Source organism: Clostridium perfringens (assembly GCF_016027375.1).
GTDB classification, from domain to species: domain Bacteria; phylum Bacillota; class Clostridia; order Clostridiales; family Clostridiaceae; genus Sarcina; species Sarcina perfringens.
This window is the reverse complement of sequence record NZ_CP065681.1, coordinates 1,978,451-1,999,055: the sequence shown is the minus strand read 5'-3', so window position 1 is coordinate 1,999,055 and position 20,605 is coordinate 1,978,451. Positions and strand designations below refer to the sequence as shown.

Below are 20,605 nucleotides of genomic sequence, written 5' to 3'. Positions count from 1 at the left end.
AAAAAGGCTTAGCTTTAATAGCTAAGCCTTTTTATTTTATTGGTAATTCTATAACAAAATTGCATCCTTTTAAAGGACCATCACTTAAATAGATTGTTCCTCCATGTTTTTCTACAATTTCTTTACTTATGGTTAATCCTAATCCAGAACCACCCTTTTTAGAATTTCTTGATTTTTCTTCCCTAACAAAAGGATTAAAAATATGTTTTTTTATTTCTTCACTTAAACCTATACCATCATCACTAACTATTATTTTAACCTTATCATCTTCTTTTTTTAGACTTACTAAAAACTTAGTTCCTTTTTTATTATATTTAACACTATTTATTATTAAATTGCCTATAGCTCTTTCAAGTCTTTTATTATCAAATTCTAAATAAAGATCATCTTCACTTATTTCAAAATCAAAATCAAAGTCTTTTTCTTCTAGGAGATATATGTAATCAGCTATTAAATTTCTTAAAAATTCGCTTAAATCTTGATATTTTTTATGTAAAATAAATTCAGAACTTTGAAGTGTGTAAAATTCAAATAGTTCCATTATCATTTCATTTGCTCTTTCCCCATTGTTCTCAATTATACTTATGTATTTATGTAAAGACTCTTTTTCAATATCTGGATTGTTTTTTATAATATTGGAATATCCTATTATACTTGATAAGGGAGTCTTTAGGTCATGGGCTATATTTCTAACAAATTCTTTCCTTAGCTTTTCTGATTTCTCTTTTAATTTCTTTTCTTCTTCTATTTTAGATGCCATATTATTAAAAGCCTCTCCAAGCTCCTCAAACTCATTGTTTTTTTCTATGTTAATTCTAGTAGAATAATCTCCTAAGGATAATTTCCTAACTCCATTCATAAGCTTATCTAAAGGTTTAGTAAATGTCTTAGAAGTTAATTTTGAATAAAGGATTAGACTCATTGTAAAAATAAAGATATATAAAGAAATCATAATATATACAAATATCTTAAATCCAATTTTAGGATTTCTAGTAAACATTTTTCCGAAGTTTTCTTCAGGTATTCTAGTAATTACAAAGAATCTCCCTTCCTTGCTATAACCAGTATAAGATAAGTAATCCTCATCTATATTAACTCCATGCATTTCATCCACCAAAATTTTACTGAATTCTTCACTGGAATAATTATCTCTTTTCACCTTTTGATCCCCAATTGTTTCTATTACATTTAAATCCTTATCTATAATTTCAATCCATCCACCATGCTCTGTTACATAATCTTGATTACCTATGCTGTTATAATCTTTATTTTCTATTTCTCCTACAAGTATTTTAGAAGATTCATTTTCTATTGGCTCACTTTTTAAATATATACTAACCCCTATAATAAAAGAAATTAGAAATATAGTAGCTGTTATAATAGTAATAAGTAAAAATACCTTAAGATAATTCCTAAGTAATATATTTGATACCTTATATCTGTTTTTTCCTAGATTAAATTTTTTCAAACCTATATCCTATCCCTCTTATAGTTTTTATCTTGCAAGGATTTTTAGGATCTTCCTCTATCTTATCTCTTAAGTGGCTTATATGAACCATTATAGTATTGTCATCACCTAAATACTCCTCTTGCCATACATTTTCATATATTTGTTTTTTAGTAAACACTCTTCCAATGTTGCTCATAAGCATTTCTAAAATTTTAAATTCCTTTGCGTTTAAAGTTACTATTTCTCCATCTTTTTTAACTGTACATCCTTCTTTGCTAAGTTCTAAATTTCCTATTTTTATAAGTTCATTTTCTCCAGAATATTTATAGCATCTTCTTAAATTTGATTTAATCCTAGCCATAAGTTCTACAGGTTTAAAAGGTTTTATAACATAATCATCAGCCCCTAAGCCTAAACCTAATATTTTATCATCATCCTCAATTTTAGCAGTTAAAAATATAACTGGAATCTGACTCCATTCCCTTAACATCTTTAATAGATTAAAGCCATCTATTCCATCCATCATAACATCTAATAAGGCTAAATGTATGTGTTCTTTTTTTAAGATATCTAAGGCTTCTAATCCATTTACAGCCTTAAATACAGTGTATCCTTCCTTTAATAAATGCAATTCTAAAAGATTTCTTATATCTTGTTCATCCTCAGCTATTAAAATATTCATATTCCCCTCCTATATAGTAATTCCTTAAATACATTATAATATTAAACTCTAGATTTACTAAACTTAAAATTATATTATTTAAGATATTTTTAAGCTTAATCTTTAACTTATGATAATATTCTGCTTCTTTATACAAATTAGAATCAAGTTTTTAGATAAAACTAATAAAAATTCTTTGCAAAATTAAAATATTAAAGATTAAGGTCTCAAATAAAAAACAATTCCTTATTTGAGACCTTATATTTATTAGTTATTTAATATATATTCACTTAATTTAGCATTAGCTAACATTAATTTTATTCTATTTTCTTGATTTACCTTAGTTGAAGATGGATCATAATCTACAACAACTATATTAGCTTCTGGATGTTTCTCCATAATTCCTCTAATCATACCTTTTCCAACTATGTGATTAGGAAGACATCCAAAGGGTTGAGCACAAACTATATTATTTACACCACTATTTATAAGTTCTAACATTTCAGCAGTCATAAGCCACCCTTCACCCATTTTAACTCCTCTTCCTATGTACTCTTCAACAGAAGTTTTTAATTCCTTAAATGGAGCAGGTGCTCTAAACTTACTATATTTTTTTATTGAATCTATCATAACATTTTGTAAATGCTCTAAATATGAACATCCAATTTTAGTAAATTTACTTGAGACTTTTTTCATTCCATATAATTTATAATCTATTTCTGAATTAGATAGACAATACATAAAGAAATCTGTAACACCAGACATAACAACTTCAGCATTATCTTCTCTTAAAAATTCCTCTAAATTATTATTTCCTAAAGGAGAATACTTTAAATAAATTTCTCCCACTATACCAACCTTTACTTTTTCAGTTTCTTCTAGTTCTATCTTAGAAAAATCTAAAATTATATTTTTATATAGTTCTCTTACCTTTAAATATTTTAAGCTTTCAAACTTCTCTTTTAAAATCTCAATCCACTTATCTAAAACCCTATCTGTTTCACCCTTATTAATCTCATAAGATTTACACTGATTATACATATACATAAGCAGATCTCCATAATAAAGAGCATATATGCATTTTATTAATAAGCCTGGATACATTTTAAACCCTTCATGCTTTTCTAATCCACTTGCGTTTAAAGAAATTACTGGAACTTGCTCTAAGTTATTTTCTTTTAGTGCCTTTCTTAATAAATGTATATAGTTAGATGCACGACATCCTCCCCCAGTTTGGCTCATTATTAAAGCCGTTTTGTCTGGGTCATATTTTCCACTTTTTAAAGCTTCCATAAGTTGTCCAATTACAATCATAGCTGGATAGCATATATCATTATGAACACTTTTTAATCCTTCTTCAATAGCGCTATTTGTATCACCATCAAAAAATTCTAATTTATAACCGTACTTTTTCATTATTCCAGATAAAAGTTTAAAGTGTATTGGCAACATTGTAGGAGCTAAAATAGTATGAGTCTTTCTCATCTCTTTAGTAAATACTGCAAAATTTTTATTATTTTCCATTTCCATTCTATCACCTATTCCTGTGCTATAGCCTCTAGCAAGCTTCTTATCCTTATTTTAGCTGCGCCTAAATTATTAGTTTCATCTATTTTTAATTGAGTATATATTTTGTTATTTCTCTCTAGTATGTCTTTAACTTCATCAGAAGTTATGGCATCTGTTCCACATCCAAAGGAAACTAATTGTATAAGTTCCATATCTTTATTTTTAGCAACATAATAAGCAGCATTATATAATCTAGCTTGATATGTCCATTGATTTAATATATTAACCTTTGGCTTTTCATGACTTACTTCAATAGAATCTTCTGTTAAAACAACAATTCCTAAGCTACTTAAAACCTTGTCTATTCCATGATTTATTTCTGGATCTATGTGATAAGGTCTTCCTGCTACTACTATAACCTTCTTATTGTTATTTTTAGCATACTCTATAAATTCTTCACCTTTTTCTTTTATATGCTTAGTATATTTATCATACTCTATATAAGCCTTTTCTAAAGCATTTTTAACTTCCTTTTGTTTTATATCTCCAAAAGTTTTATTTAAAATCTCATAAAGTTGTTTGCTTAATAATTTTTTATTGTTTAAGCTTAAATATTCCATCATAAAGTTATTACTATCTAACTCTTTTACATTTGTCTTTAAAAGTTCTGGATAATAAGCTACAACAGGACAATTAAAACAATTATCTGATATACCTTCGTCAAAATTATAACTCATACATGGATAGAATATATGCTCTATATTTTTACTTATTAAGTTTTCTATATGGCCATGAGCTAATTTTGCTGGATAACACACAGTATCTGATGGAATTGTATGTTGCCCTTTTAAATACATCTTCTTATTTGATTCATCAGATAAAACCACCTTAAAGCCTAACTCTTTAAAGAATGTAGCCCATAGAGGAATATTTTCATACATATTTAATACCATTGGTAATCCTATAGTTCCTCTTTTTCCTTCATCTAATGATTCATATTCTCTTAATTTTTTATATTTATACTGATACATATTAGGAATACTTTCAGATTTTTTATTACCAGTTGGTTTTTCACATCTATTTCCTGAAATATATTTTTCTCCATCATTAAAGATGTTTATTGTTAAATTACATCTATTAGTACATAATCCACATTTAGCTATTTTTGATTTATGCGTAAAACTCTCTAAATCCTCTTTAGAAATTATCTTACTTTCCTTTAAATTTTTTCTTTTTGCATAAAGAGCACATCCATAAGCCCCCATAAGTCCTGATATACTAGGTCTTATAACATTCATACCAAGCTCTTTTTCAAAGGCTCTAAGGATGGCATCATTATACATGGTTCCCCCTTGAACAATTATATTTTTTCCTAATTCATCAAGACTTTTTGCTCTTATTACTTTATAAAGAGCATTTTTAACAACACTTACGGAAAGTCCAGCTGAAAGATCTTCTACTGTAGCCCCTTCCTTTTGTGCTTGTTTTACTGATGAGTTCATAAAAACTGTACATCTTGATCCTAAATCTGCACCATGCTTCGCAAATAAACCAAGTTTTGAAAAAGTTTCTACATCATATCCCATTTGATTAGCAAAACTTTCTATAAATGAACCACATCCAGATGAACATGCTTCATTTAGCATTATATTGGCTACAATGCCATCCTTTATTTTAAAGCATTTAATATCTTGTCCACCTATATCTAAAATAAAATCTACCTTAGGATTAAAATGACTTGCTGCAATATAATGAGCTACAGTTTCTACTATTCCAAAATCAATTGAAAAGGCTTTTTTTATTAGCTCTTCTCCATAGCCAGTAACTGCACTACCCATTATCTTAATTTTTTCTCCACATATATTATAAATATGCTTTAATTCTTTTTTTACAACTTCAATAGGATTTCCTTTATTAGATCCATAATATTCATATAAAATATTATCCTCTTTATCTATTAAAACAACCTTTGTTGTAGTACTTCCAGCATCTATGCCTACATATGCCTCTCCAGCATAATTATTTATATCACTAACTTTAACCTTAGCTTTTTTGTGTCTTTCCTTAAACTCATTATATTCTCCTTCAGAATTAAATAATGGATCTATTATATTCATAGTTGATATTTCATTATGATTTTCTTTTATTATATTTAATAATTCCTCATATTCATATTTTTTATTATTTTCCTTTGAATATATAGCACTTCCAATAGCCACAAAAACCTGTGCATTTTCAGGAGAAACAACATCATTATCCTTTAATTTTAATGTTTTTATGAATCTCTCTCTTAGTCCCTTACAGAAATATAAAGGTCCTCCTAAAAACATTATTTTTCCCTCAATACTTCTTCCTTGTGCTAGTCCACCTATTGTTTGATTTACAACAGATTGGAATACACTAGCTGAAATATCCTCTTTTCTTGCTCCTTGATTTAATAGGGGTTGTATATCAGTTTTAGCAAAAACCCCACATCTTGAAGCAATCTCATATATATTCTCATGTTTAAGACTTAAGTTGTCCATTTCATCTACAGTAAGCCCCATAAGGTGAGCCATTTGATCTATGAAAGCTCCTGTTCCCCCTGCACAACTTGAGTTCATTCTCTCCTCAAAACCACCAGTTAAAAAAATTATCTTGGCATCTTCTCCTCCAAGCTCTATTGCCACATCCACATCATCATAATATCTTTTTATAGCTAAAGTTGTAGCAAATACTTCTTGAACAAAAGGTAAATTATACTCTTTTGAAATTCCATAACCAGCAGATCCAGTTATAGCTATCTTAAATTTTTTATTCTCAATTATCCCTTTTATATTTTCTAGTTCTTCGATTAGCTTTTCTCTTACCTTAGAGTAATGTCTTTCATAATTTGAGTAAAGTATCTTGTCCTCTTCATTTAAGACTATACACTTTAAGGTTGTAGACCCTGCATCAATACCTATTTTGTAATACAAAGTTAATGTCACCTCTTTATTAATAATTGATATATTTCTATTAATTATCATGCAAAAATATGAATAAATTTTGAAGAAATAATTCATTTTTCGTTAACTCTTTATTAACTATATCATAATTATTTAATTATATCACCTAATTAAAAGTTTTAATAACAAGCAAAATTTAAATTTACTTTTAAAAATTACTCCATATTCTCATTAAAATAAAGATTACTTATTAACTGTAAATATATGCATAAAAAGTGGTTATTAAGCAAAAAACTCAATAACCACCTTCCTTATATTTAATTATCTTCTTTTCTTGCCCTTTGAGCTTCTTTGGCTCTTTTGATCAAATCCTCTTGATTTGTTTCCTCTTTGTTTTTTACTATGAGAACTTCTTTTCTTATCTTCTGACTCTCTTCTTCCGCTATTCTCATTTCTATTTTTTCTTCCACCACTTTTGTGATTACTATGATTATTTCCTTTCCCAAAGCTATTTTTATCTCTAATTAAGCATTTTGGACCATTACCAATTAAATCTTCCCTACCTGCCTTAACTAAAGCATCATAAACTATGTTATAATTCTTTGGATTTTTAAATTGTAATAAAGCTCTTTGCATTGCCTTTTCTTCTTTACTTCTAGGAATATAAACTTCTTCCATTGTTAAAGGATCTAATCCAGTATAGAACATTGTAGTTGATAATGTTCCTGGTGTTGGATAGAAATCTTGTACCTGCTCTGGTTGATAATTTATATCTCTTAAATATTCAGCAAGCATAATTGCATCTTCTAACTTGCATCCTGGATGACTTGACATTAAATAAGGAATGATGAATTGTTTCTTTCCTAATCTTTCTGTAATTCTAAAGAATTTTCTTCTAAACTCATCATAAGTTTTTCCTGCTGGTTTACCCATGTATTTTAAAACATTTGGAGATACATGCTCTGGTGCAACTTTTAATTGACCACTTACATGATGCTCAACTAATTCCTTAAAGAAAGTATCATCCTTATCTGCCATTATATAATCATATCTTAATCCTGAACGTATAAATACCTTTTTAATTCCTGGTAATTTTCTTACTCTTCTTAATAAATGAAGGTATTCTCTATGATCTACCTCCATGTTCTTACATATACCTGGTGACATACATCTTTTATGTTTACAAGCTCCTAAAGTTAGTTGCTTCTTACATGCTGGCTTTCTAAAGTTAGCTGTAGGTCCCCCTATATCGTGTATGTACCCTTTAAAATCATCATATTTAGTTATTTCTTCAGCTTCTTCTACTATAGAATCTTCACTTCTACTAGTTACAATTCTTCCTTGATGGAAGGTTATTGCACAGAATGAACAGTTTCCTGAGCATCCCCTTGAACTTACTAAACTAAACTTAACCTCTTCAATAGCAGCTATACCACCATCTTTCTCATAAATAGGATGGTAAGTTTTTTGATATGGAAGAGCATACACTCTATCTAATTCTTCCCTTGAAAGAGGCATTTCTGGTTTATTTATAACAACGTATTTCCCATTATGTTCTTGAACTAAAGTTCTTCCTCTTACAGGATCTTGCTCATCATATTGAATTTTAAAGCATTCTGCATAAGTTCTCTTATCACTTGAAACTTCTTTAAATGATGGCAGAACTATATGCTCCTCATAGATTTCATCTAAACTATCAGCTATGTAACATGTTCCTGGTATATGTCTTATGTACTTTCCATCAAATCCTTGATTTAAGAAGTCAGCCACTTCAACGATTTGCTTTTCACTCATTCCATATACTAAAAGATCAGCTCCACTATCAACTAAAATTGATTTTCTTACCTTGTTATCCCAGTAATCATAATGAGCAAATCTTCTTAAACTAGCTTCAATTCCACCAATTACTATGTTAACATCCTTATAAGCTTCTCTTATTTTATTACAATAAACTATTGTAGCTCTATCAGGTCTCTTACCCATTTCCCCCTTAGGAGTATATAGATCTTTCTTTCTTAACTTTTTGCTTACTGTATAGTGATTAACCATAGGATCCATGTTACCACCATTAACTAAGAATCCTAATCTTGGTCTACCTAATTTTTTAAAATCATCAACGCTCTTCCAATCTGGTTGAGCTATTATTCCAACCTTATATCCAGCATTCTCTAAAACCCTAGATATAATTGCTGTACCAAAACTATGATGGTCTATGTATGCATCTGCTGTAACTAGTACAAAGTCACATTGTTCCCATCCTCTTTCTATCATATCATCTTTGCAAATTGGCAAAAACTTATTTTCACTCATTTCTTCACCTACTTGTCTCTTCTTAAGCTTATTTAAAACTCCTCTAAATAAATCTTCATATGATTATAACATTAAAAAGAGTCTGTATCAAAATAATTTTTAGTAAACCTTATAAATAGTGTAAATAAACTTTCTAGAGAAATATATTATTTTCTCAATATGTTTATAAGGTTTATTGTTATATTTTTTTGCAGTTCCTTTAAACTTCCTTCCAAAAATTTTTGCAAGTGTTTTTAATTCCTTCTTCACTTTCTACTAAAATATTTAAAAACCACTCTCTTGGAAGTAGCCTCTTATATTTATTTGTAAAGTATCTATCATCTAATAAAAGTACTACCCCCTTATCTTTTTCTGTTCTAATGCATCTTCCCGCTGCTTGAAGCACCTTAATTATTCCAGGATAAACATAGGCATAGTCAAAACCATTTTTACCTATAGAGTTATAATATTCTTTTATACTTTCTCTCTCTAAGCAAATTTTAGGCATACCAACTCCAATAATTATAACTCCAATAAGTTTATCTAAGGTTAAATCTATTCCCTCTGAAAAATGCCCCCCTAAAACGGCTAAACCAAGATGTGTTTTTTCTCCTCCTTCTTTAAATAAAGATAAAAACTCTTCTTTTTCCTCTTCATTCATATGATCCCCTTGGGCTACTAAACTAAAATCAACTTCTCTTTTTTTAATTTCCTCATGAACCATCCACATATATTCATAAGAAGGGAAAAATACAAGATAGTTACCTCTCTTGCTTTTAACACATTCTATTATGTAATTAACTATTTTAGGAAGAGTTCTCTTTCTATTAGAATAGGTTGTTGATACATCCTTTCCAACTATAGTAAGCTTATTTTTATAATCAAAGGGAGAAGTTAAATTAACAGAATAATCTCCTTCCTGTGCTCCATAAAGTTCTTTAAAATACTCCATAGGAAGAAGAGTAGCTGAAAATATTATAACTGATTTAAACCTATTCATTATACTTTTAAGTATCCTAGATGGATCTAAACAGTTAATTGATAATTCCAAGTTATTTCCATCTGATTTATACAAAGTAGTAAAATCTTCTCCATAATAAGAACATATATTTAAGAATTCATACACATTAAAATATAACTCTAAAAGATTTGAATTCTCTTCACTAGATTTACTCTCATAAATATCTACCTTTTCTAAAAAACCTCTTAAAATTCCATATAAATCACTTGGTTCTTCCTTTTCTACAAGACTTTTAGTTTCTAAATTTTCTAAAACCTTTCTTTTTTCTATTAAATATTTATTAGCCCTATCTAAAGAGTTATATATTCCCTTATCCTTACTTTTAAATTCTCTTTTTAGCTTTAAAAAATCATCTTTAAATATTTTGGAAGAATACATACTTCTTCCCCTATCTAAAAGATTATGAGATTCATCTATTAAAATTGTATAATCCTTGGCTTTTCCTTCTAATATTCCCTTTAAAGAAGCCTGAGGATCAAATATATAATTATAATCACATATTACTACATCACAAAAATTACTTAGCTCAAGAGAAAATTCAAAGGGACAAATATTATATTCCTCAGATAATTTGTTTATATATTCTAAATCATATTCTTCCTTATGCTTTAGTGCTTCCTTTAAAGCAATATTAACCCTATCAAAGTATCCATTAGCATAAGGGCAATATTCTGGAATACACTTTTTTTCTTCCATCTTGCAACATTTTTCCTTTGCAGTTATATTAACACTTCTTAGATTTAATCCTTTTTCTCTCATAATACGCAAAGTATTATTTGCAATTTCTCTTGTGGTAGTTTTAGCCGTTATATAAAAAATCTTGTTAGTTTCCTTAGCTCCTAAAGCTTTTACGGCAGGAAATAATATAGACATTGTTTTCCCCGTGCCAGTAGGTGCTTCTGCAAAACATTTTTTCCCCTCTGTAATAGCCTTATAAACTCTAATAGCTAGTTCTCTCTGCCCCTTCCTATAAGACTTAAAAGGGAAATTAAAACTTTCTATAGAATCATTTCTAAAGTCTATCCATTTTTTCTCTAAAAGTATCCACTCTTTATATTTTTCTATTAAATCATAGAAAAACTCTCTAAGTTCATGAAAACTATATTCTTTCCTTAAAAACTTTGTTCCAAAATCTTCAACATTGTAATAAGTTAACTGTACTATTATTGAGTCTAAATTTTTCTCTTTGCTGTATATATAAGCATATACTTTAGCCTGAGCCCAATGCAATTCATTAAAGTCATAATCTATATCCATTACGTTTTTTGTAGTAGTTTTTATTTCATCAATAATTATTTTTTTATTTTCCTCTAATATTCCATCTGCTCTACCTTCTACCCTTAAAGTAAAATCTTCAAAATCAATATCCTCTTTTAAGGTAACTTCAGCCCTATCCTTTTCAGAATAAGAACTCTGTATTTTCTTGTGTCCCTTTATTCCTTCTAAAGCTCTTACAGATGCTTTTATACGACTATCTATACTCCCTCTTCTTAAAACAAATTCAACTAAGTTTCTTATAGAAATCTTTATTAATTCATTTTTCACTTAAATCACCCATTTTCACTGTGTATATATAAACTCTATCACATAATTAATAAAAATAAAAAGCCTAAAAAAATTAAATTTCTCTAGACTTTTTGTTTTTATTAAGAATTTACTTTTATCTCTTCTTCTAAACCTTGTGATAAATGTTTTTTATAAAATACAATAAAGCATGTTACTGTTGATAGAGCTGCTATTATATCTGCAAAAGGTTCTGCCATAAGAACTCCCATAAGCTTGTTTTCAAAAATCATTGGAAGCACATATATAAATGGTATTAAAAGCACAATTTTTCTAAGTAAGGCTAAAATTAATGATATTTTTGCTTGTCCTAAAGCTAAAAAAGTTTGTTGACAAGCAACTTGTGCACCAAAAAGCAAAATACCTGCAAAGTATATTCTAATACTCCATGAGGTTATCTCCATTAATTGAGGATTATTGCTATTAAAAATCTTTACAAACACATCTGGTAAAATCATTAATGCACTCCACATAATTGTGGTAAATACCATTGATGATACTAAAAGTAATTTAAAGGCTTTTTTTACTCTATAGACTTTATTAGCCCCATAGTTATAACTTATTATAGGTTGTGCCCCTTGAGAAAGTCCCATTAATGGAAGTAATATTATTTGCATTACACTACTCATAATAGTCATTGCTCCAACGGCTAAGTCTCCACCATACTTTAATAAATTATTATTCATACTTATTATGACTAAACTTTCAGTAGCTTGCATTATAAATGGAGAGACTCCTAAAGCCATTATTGAAAATAATATTTTTAATTTTGGCTTTAAGAATTTTTTTCTTATTCTAAGAATACTTTGTTTTCCAAATAAAAAGTATAATACCCATATAGCAGAGGCGCATTGACCAATTATAGTTGCTAAAGCTGCTCCCTTAACTCCCATATTAAATCCAAAGATTAAAATAGGATCTAATACAATATTTATTACAGCTCCTACCATAACTGTTATCATTCCAACCTTAGCAAATCCTTGAGTATTTATAAAGGAATTCATTCCTAAGGCAATTTGAACAAATATAGTACCTATTAAATAAATACCTAAATAATCTAAAGCATATCCTATAGTTGCATCACTAGCCCCAAAGGCCCATAAAATTGGCTCCTTAGACATAAAGAAAAATACTGTTAAAAATAAAGCTAATCCTATAAGTGCAGAAAAACTATTTGTCATTATTTCTTCAGCATCTTCTTTTTTCTTTTCTCCCATTTTAATCGCTGCTAAAGGAGCTCCTCCCATACCAACTAAACCACTAAAAGCAGCGACTATCATTATAATTGGAAAGGCTACCCCAACTCCAGCCATAGCCATATCACCAGATTGCAATCTTCCTATAAACATTCTATCTACTATATTGTATAAAACATTAACAAGTTGAGCTATTATAGCTGGCATAGCTAGTTTAAAAAGGAGCTTTCCAATACTATCCCTTCCTAAATCTGTTTCTTTTTTGCTCATACTATTCACCATTCTTTCCCCTAATTTTATTTATGCTCATGATTTTTTATATGATTCATACAATAACATTTATTACTTCTACATTTTAAACAGTGTCTAAATTCCATATTAGGATTATCTAAATTTATAATGTTTTAAAGAATGACAAATATATTTTCATAAAAATAGGGTTTTTAAATGTATGAATATACTATCTTCTTCATATTGTCCATTTCTTTTTCCATATCAGAAACAAGCTTAAATTGATTTCTAGCTCTATCTAAGTTGTGATTTTCCCTATGTATTTTAAAGTAAACATCTCCATTTAAATAATCCATAAGAAATCTCATTCCACATTCAAAGGTCATAAGTTTAGCTGCAAAAGGTAAATATTCAATTTCCTCTTTTGTAAAGGCATCCCCTGCTGACTCTAAAAACCCTTTTGCAAAATGCTCATAAAAATTTAAATCAAAGTTTACCTTAGATAAATCCACTTCATCTTCTAAAGCAGTTGTAGCTCCAGAACGAATAGAATCTCCAAAATCATATAGTGATAGTCCTGGCATAACAGTATCTAAATCAATAACTGCAATTCCTTCTCCTGTTTCATCATCTATCATTATATTATTAAACTTTGTATCATTATGAGTAACTCTTAAAGGAAGTTTATTTTCTTTTATCATATTTACTAAAACTTTTGTATCTTCAGCACGGTTAATTACAAAATCTATTTCTTCTTTTACCTCCTTTGCCCTTCCTTTTTTATCTTCCCTTACAGCTTCCATAAATACCTCAAATCTCTTTTCTGTATTATGAAAATCAGGGATTGTATCATAAAGCATATCAACATTAAAATCTGATAATTGCTTTTGAAATTTTCCTAAAGCCTTACCAGCTGTATATAAATGCTCAGGTTTTTCAACTATTTGATAGGTACTAGCGCCATGTATGAAATTAAAAATTCTCCAATAATTTCCCTCTTTGCATTTATAGAAACTTTTACCTTCTTTTGTCTTCACTATATTTAAAGTTTCCCTTAAAGGGTCTCCATTTTCTTCTATAATTTTATTTTTTATATGTGAAGTAACATTTTCAATATTCTCCATTAGTTGCTCTGGATTTTTGAATATGTCAGAGTTTACTCTTTGAAGAACATATTTTATTTCTTTTCCATTTTCCCCTTCACAATTTATTATAAATGTATCATTTATATGGCCACAAACATGGCTATCTGATGTTTTTAGCTCTCCCTCTAAATTAAAATTTTCTGCTATGCTTTTAAAATCATAAGTCTTGTTCATTTTATTTAAACTCCTCCCACAAATCATCTGGATAAATTTTTTTAGATAAATTTTTTAAAGAATCCCTAACGCTTTCTTTATCATCTTTATAAGTAACTCCATACCATTGTTCATTTGTTTTTAAAACCTTAACTTTAACTTTATCTTCTTTTATAAGCTCATCTATTGCTGTAGGCAAATAAAACTCCTCTTTACATTTATCTATACTTTTATCTTTTAAAAAATTTAAAAATCTATATTCTAGTTCTGTAAATATGCTAGGTTTTAATCCCCAAATATTCATAGAAACTAAGGTGTTTTTAGGAATATTATAATAATTTCCATTCTCTTCATAGCATATACTATTTCCTTTTTTCATAATTTTTGTTTTTTCTTTAATAGAAATTAAGTCTCCCTTAGAATTCAAATCACATATTCCTCTAGATACACTTCCAAAGTCAGTTAATGTTTTTCCTACCCTAAACCCCACCATAAAGTATTCAGAATCACACTTACTTTTTTTAATTTCTTCACAAAGTACTTTATAAGTTTCTCTTCCATAAAAATCATCAGCATTTATAACTATGAAAGGTTCCTCTATAAAACCTTTGCAACATAAAATTGCATGTCCAGTTCCCCAAGGTTTAACTCTTTTAAATTTCCCTTTAAATTCTTTTTCTAAATTATCAACTTCTTGAAAAACATATTCAGTCTCTATTATATTTTCTATTTTAATCCCTATAGTTTCTCTAAATTTCTTAAAAATATCTTTTTTTATTATAAATACAACCTTTGTAACACCAGCTTTAATAGCATCATAAATGGAATATTCTATTATGGTCTCTCCCTTTGGCCCTATTTTATCAATTTGCTTTAACCCTCCATATCTACTTCCCATTCCTGCTGCCATTATTACTAAAGTAATCTTGTCCAATTTCATCCCCTCACTTTTTAATACTTTTCTCCCCTTAAACCATAAATAAATTTTATAAGTTATTTAACATAGTTAAATTTATTTTACTAAATTTTCTTTTATTTTTCTCTGAATTTTATAAAAAATTAAAATATTGTTAAATATTATACAATTCTATCTTAATAATCATACTATTTTATATAAAATAAAAAAATCTATTTATTTTAGTATTTTTTTTATAAAAATCTATAAGCTAATATAATAGGAAAGGATGTGATTATTTTTGTGGTACAAAAAATCAAAAAATGAAATACTACAGGAATTAGATGTAGATGAAAAAAATGGTCTTTCCTCTACTGAGGCATTAAGAAGACTTGAAAAGTATGGTAAGAATAAACTCGAAACTAAAAAGAAGAAAACTCTATTTAAACAGTTCTTATCTCAGCTTAAAGATGTAATGATTTATATACTAATCATAGCTGCAATAATATCTGCATTTTTAGGAGAAATAAGTGATGCTTTAATAATACTCTTAGTCATAATAATAAATGCAGTTATAGGAGTTATTCAAGAATCTAAAGCAGAAAAAGCCTTAGATGCTTTAAAGGAACTTTCCACTCCTAAAGCTCTTGTTAAAAGGGATGGTTCTTTAAAGAAAATTCTTTCAGAAGATATTGTACCAGGGGATATTGTAATAATAGATGCTGGTAGATATATTCCTGGTGATTTAAGATTAATTGATACAGCAAACTTAAAAATAGAGGAATCTGCTTTTACAGGTGAATCTGTTCCTTCTGAAAAAGATGCTTCCTTTTTACCAGATAAAGAAATTCCTATTGGAGACCAAAATAATATGGCCTTTATGTCTACTCTAGCTACATATGGTCGTGGAGTTGGAGTGGTTGTTGGTACTGGAATGAATACTGAAATTGGTAAAATAGCTAAAATGATAGAACAAGAAGAAAATGATGAGACTCCATTACAAAAAAAATTAAGCGAACTTGGAAAAATTCTAGGATTTTTAGCTGTAGGTATATGTATTCTAATTTTTATTATTTCATTTTTTCAAGGAAGAGATTTACTTGAAATGTTCTTAACTTCTATTTCTTTGGCTGTTGCCGCTATTCCAGAGGGATTGCCTGCCATAGTTGCTATAGTATTAGCACTAGGAGTTCAAAGAATGGTAAAAAAGAATGCAATAATAAGAAAGCTTCCTGCTGTGGAAACTCTTGGTTCTGTAAGTATAATATGTTCTGATAAGACAGGTACACTAACTCAAAATAAAATGACTGTAACCACTGTTTACACAAATGATTCTTATATAAAAGAGAGTGAATTTAATTTAAATGATAATGAATCTAAACTTTTAGTAGATTGTATGGTTCTTTGTAATGATGCCACATACTCAGAAAAAAGCCAAACTGGCGATCCTACTGAAATAGCACTTTTAGAGTCTCCTTTTAAACTTAATATACTAAAAGAAAAACTTGAAAAAGAATTTAAAAGAATAGATGAAATTCCTTTTGATTCTGATAGAAAGTTAATGACTACAGTAAACTTAGTAGATGACAAAAAAGCTCGTGTATTTACTAAGGGTGCCTTAGATTCTATACTTTCAATTTGTAATAAAATATCTGTTAATGGAAAATTACTAGACTTCTCAAAGGAATATAAAGCTAAAGTTTTAGAAAACTCTAATATAATGTCAGACAAAGCCTTAAGAGTTCTTGCCTTTGCGTATAAAGATATATCTAAAGAAAATATAGTTTTAGATTCTTTAGAAAAAGATTTAGTTTTCATTGGCATGGTTGGAATGATTGATCCACCTAGACTAGAGGTTAAAGATTCTATTAAACTATGTAAAAGTGCTGGAATAACTCCAGTTATGATAACTGGTGACCATAAAAATACAGCCTTTGCTATTGCAAATGAACTAGGAATAGCAGAAGATATTTCTCAAGCCATTACTGGTCATGAAATAGATAAATTTAAAGAAGAAGAGTTCAATGAAAAAATTATAAATTACAGAGTCTTTGCAAGAGTGTCTCCTGAACACAAAGTAAAAATAGTTAAAGCCTTTAAGTCTCATGGAAATATAGTTTCTATGACTGGAGATGGAGTTAATGATGCACCTTCCTTAAAGGCAGCTGATATAGGTGTAGCTATGGGCATAACAGGTACAGATGTATCTAAAGGAGCCTCAGATATGATTCTTACTGATGATAATTTTTCAACAATAGTTTCTGCTGTAGAAGAAGGAAGAAAAATCTATCTAAATATAAAAAAATCTATAGTATTTTTATTATCATGTAATTTAGGAGAAATACTAACACTATTTACAGCTATATTACTAAATTGGAATTCTCCTCTTCAACCAATACACATTCTTTGGGTTAATTTAATTACAGATAGTTTTCCAGCTCTAGCTTTAGGAGTTGATAAAACAAAGGAAGATGTTATGAATAACCCTCCTAGAAATCCTAAGGAAAGTATATTTATTAAGTCTGATAAAATTCAACTTATAATAAATGGAGTTTTAATAGGAGGAATAACCCTATTTGCATTTAAATTAGGTGAAAGACTTTATGCTGATTCCTTAATTCATGCCCAAACAATGGCCTTTGTTGTACTAAGTGTATCTCAATTATTTTTATCACTATCTCTAAGAAGTAATATTAAATCAGCGTTCTCCTTAGGAATATTTTCTAATAAATACTTAGTATATTCAATTTTACTTGGAATCTTCCTTCAAGTAATAATAATTTCAATAAGCTTTATTGCTAATATATTTAAGGTTACTCCTTTACTTTTATATGATTGGATTGTGGTTATACTTGTATCCTTAATTCCATTTGCAATAAATGAAATCTTAAAATTATTTAGAAAGTAAAAATAAAAAAGTAAGGTATCACACTATAGATACCTTACTTTTTATTATTTTATATTTTTTCTTAAAAATCTTGGCATAACTCTTAAAAGTTTAGGTGAAATTTCTTCTATATCTTCCTTTTTAATTCCTCCTAGAATTATAATAGCATGAAGATACATAAATGCACCTATAGCTATAATTACTAGTAATATAGCTATGCCTAATATTAAACTTAACTTATCAAAATCTATAAATAAAGATATTACATATTTGCTAAGTATTATTCCTATACCCATGTATATTGATGCTAATAAAGGTTTTAATGCATACTTTAACATTGATATTTTCATCTTTAATGTTTTTTTCATTCTAAAGTGATTAAGTACTAAAGAAATTACGAAAGCCACCATTCCAGAAATTACAGCTCCATAAATATTTATATCTGGATTTGCAACTAAAGTCATATTTAATGTAAACTTCACTACAATACTAAGAGCTAAGGTAAATAATACATAGTAAAATTGACTTACACTTTGAAGTATTACATTTTGCATAAGAACTATTGCCGTTAATGGTATCATAGCGGCACCTATTACCATCATCTTATATCCATTTGAATCTGCAAAAATATATCTATATATATTTTCACTTAATAAAGCTAATCCAAAGGCTGATGGTATTGATAAAAGATATGTAACTCTCATAGAGAAATTAATCTTACTTTTTATCTCTTTTTTATCTTTTAAAGCATATGCTCTTGATATTGCAGGTAATGCCATGTATCCTAAAGAAGTTATAAATACCATTGGAACATTTATTAAAATCTTATATCTTGTTGAAAAATATCCATAAAGTGCATTAGCATCACTTTGAGAAAAGTTAGCTGCATCAACAAGTCTATTACTTACAGTTAACATATCTATTATATTTCCTAAGTTTTGAAGTCCAGTACTAAGAGTTATTGGCAATCCATATTTAAATAAGGTTCTTGCTATTTTTTTACCTGTAATTCTTCTAACTCCAGGCTCTTGTTTTCTCTTAGCCTCTTTTTCAACTCCATATATATTATATATGTATATTAAATATAATACCGCCATTAAGGCTCCAGCAGAAGATCCTACAGTTCCTCCTGCAACCCCTAAAGATACACTTTTCTTTATAAGGAAATATGCACATAATAAACTTAAAAATACATTGGCAACCTGTTCAATAACCGTTGCTATAGCTATTGGTGTAGCTTGAGATCTTCCTTGGAAATATCCTTTATAAGTAACTAAGACTGTTGTTATCATAATTGTTGGTGCTAAGAAAATTATTGGATAAACCATTTGTGGAGTCTGACTCATACTTGCTATAAAATTAGCACTTAACATTAAAACTATAGTAAATATTGTACCAACTACAAGTAAAAATGCTCTTGAAATCTTAAATGCTCTTAAGGCATCTTTGTAATTGCCAACTGCATCTAACTCTGAAACATATTTTGATATGGCCGTTTGTAAACCTACATTTGTTAAAGCATACACAAAAACAAATATATCATAGGTTTTGCCATATATACCCATACCAACACTTCCTACAATTCTAGTAAGAAAAGGTACATAAATTAAAGATAATAATTTAGCAACTATGCTTGCAATAGAAAGTATTGCAAAGCCTTTAGTTATAGACTGCTCTTTCATAAAAATCTCCTATCTTAAAAACTAAATCCTAAATTTAAATACATCCTTCTTTATCTTTTTAAACATTGGAGGTAATCCCTGAGCTATAGTTTTATTTTTTAAGTAATCAAACTTTTCAGGAACCTCTTTAAATGTAACTTTATAAGCATAAAGGAATTGATATGTTAATCCAAACTTATTTTCAAAGAAGGAATTCATTTTATTATCACCATATTTAAAGTCTCCAACAATAGGATTTCCTAAATGAGCTAAATGAGCTCTTAACTGATGACTTCTTCCAGTTATAAGTTCTATTTCTAATAATGAAAAGGCACCATTAGTTTGTAGAACATTAACATCCATTTTTATTTTCTTTGTATCTGGTCTTTCAGTATCATAAACTGTTGACTTATTTAATTCATCATCTTTTGATATATATGCTTCATATTTTCCAGGCTGTATTTTTCCTTTTACTAAAGCACAGTAATACTTCTTAACTTTTCTTTCTCTTATCATCTCGTTAAGTAATTTTAATCCTTCAAAATTCTTACCGAAAAATACTATTCCTGAAGTATTTCTATCTAATCTGTTACAAGATGCAGGAGTAAAAGTTAATTCATTTTCTGGAACATAATCTCCTTTTCTGAATAAGTATGATAATACATAGTCAGTTAAGGTTGGAGCTCCATTCTTTTTATCTGAATGAACTAATACTCCTGGCCATTTCTCAACTAAAAGCATATTTTCATCTTCATATACCACTTGAAGTGATCCTGAATCAACCATTTGGAAATTAGGCTTTTTCTTCTCCTTAGTTACTACACTTTGAAGATATCTTATCTCTATAACATCTCCGTCTAAAAGAGAATACTTTTCTTTTTGCTTCTTTCCATTTACTCTTATATCACCCTTTCTTAGGGCTTTAAATATTGCACTTAGAGGTACATCCTTTAAATATTTTCTTAAGAACTTATCTAATCTCTGTCCCGCTTCATTCGTACCTATCTCTATTTTCAA

12 protein-coding genes are annotated in these 20,605 nt (G+C 28.4%); 1 reads left to right on the top strand and 11 read right to left on the bottom strand.

All coding sequences use genetic code 11. The features are described 5' to 3' along the window. Window positions 1-31: 31 nt before the first annotated feature. The 9 genes from I6G60_RS09455 to I6G60_RS09415 all read right to left on the bottom strand — a co-directional run bounded on the left by I6G60_RS09455 (window position 32) and on the right by I6G60_RS09415 (window position 15,079). Complete coding sequence (locus I6G60_RS09455; RefSeq protein ID WP_049039431.1) at window positions 32-1,468, bottom strand: HAMP domain-containing sensor histidine kinase; 1,437 nt, start codon at window positions 1,466-1,468, stop codon at window positions 32-34. Then, window positions 1,455-2,132: a response regulator transcription factor gene (locus I6G60_RS09450; RefSeq protein WP_003453585.1), complete on the bottom strand. Its 678-nt coding sequence runs from the start codon at window positions 2,130-2,132 to the stop codon at window positions 1,455-1,457. The genes I6G60_RS09455 and I6G60_RS09450 overlap by 14 nt, the downstream gene beginning before the upstream one ends. Window positions 2,133-2,378: 246 nt before the next feature. After that, entirely contained in the window at window positions 2,379-3,641 is a 1,263-nt protein-coding gene (locus I6G60_RS09445; protein WP_003453604.1) for a 2-hydroxyacyl-CoA dehydratase, read from the bottom strand. An 8-nt stretch (window positions 3,642-3,649) separates the two neighbouring features. Beyond that, window positions 3,650-6,577 (bottom strand): acyl-CoA dehydratase activase-related protein, encoded by a 2,928-nt coding sequence (locus tag I6G60_RS09440; protein ID WP_075809868.1) that lies wholly within the window; start codon window positions 6,575-6,577, stop codon window positions 3,650-3,652. A gap of 291 nt (window positions 6,578-6,868) precedes the next feature. Further along, window positions 6,869-8,857, bottom strand: coding sequence for a YgiQ family radical SAM protein (locus tag I6G60_RS09435; protein ID WP_003456641.1), 1,989 nt, complete (start codon window positions 8,855-8,857; stop codon window positions 6,869-6,871). Window positions 8,858-9,056: 199 nt separating this feature from the next. Then, window positions 9,057-11,402, bottom strand: a complete 2,346-nt coding sequence (locus I6G60_RS09430) for an ATP-dependent DNA helicase (RefSeq protein WP_003456445.1) — start codon at window positions 11,400-11,402, stop codon at window positions 9,057-9,059. Window positions 11,403-11,503: 101 nt separating this feature from the next. Then, window positions 11,504-12,898 (bottom strand): MATE family efflux transporter, encoded by a 1,395-nt coding sequence (locus I6G60_RS09425; RefSeq protein ID WP_111744195.1) that lies wholly within the window; start codon window positions 12,896-12,898, stop codon window positions 11,504-11,506. A 161-nt stretch (window positions 12,899-13,059) separates the two neighbouring features. Then, entirely contained in the window at window positions 13,060-14,166 is a 1,107-nt protein-coding gene (locus I6G60_RS09420) for a phosphotransferase enzyme family protein (protein ID WP_003456622.1), read from the bottom strand. A gap of 1 nt (window position 14,167) precedes the next feature. Then, on the bottom strand, window positions 14,168-15,079 hold the full coding sequence (locus I6G60_RS09415; RefSeq protein WP_003456596.1) for a nucleotidyltransferase family protein: 912 nt from the start codon (window positions 15,077-15,079) through the stop codon (window positions 14,168-14,170). Window positions 15,080-15,341: 262 nt separating this feature from the next. On the opposite strand from I6G60_RS09415, the gene I6G60_RS09410 reads away from it, so the two are divergent. Continuing rightward, window positions 15,342-17,948 carry a calcium-transporting P-type ATPase, PMR1-type gene (locus I6G60_RS09410; RefSeq protein ID WP_110034753.1) on the top strand — a complete coding sequence of 869 codons (2,607 nt, stop codon included), beginning with the start codon at window positions 15,342-15,344 and terminating at the stop codon, window positions 17,946-17,948. 44 nt (window positions 17,949-17,992) lie between these two features. Here the strand turns inward: I6G60_RS09410 and I6G60_RS09405 are convergent, their stop codons facing one another. After that, complete coding sequence (locus tag I6G60_RS09405; protein WP_003456652.1) at window positions 17,993-19,609, bottom strand: putative polysaccharide biosynthesis protein; 1,617 nt, start codon at window positions 19,607-19,609, stop codon at window positions 17,993-17,995. Window positions 19,610-19,630: 21 nt separating this feature from the next. Beyond that, entirely contained in the window at window positions 19,631-20,605 is a 975-nt protein-coding gene (locus I6G60_RS09400) for an RluA family pseudouridine synthase (RefSeq protein WP_049039428.1), read from the bottom strand.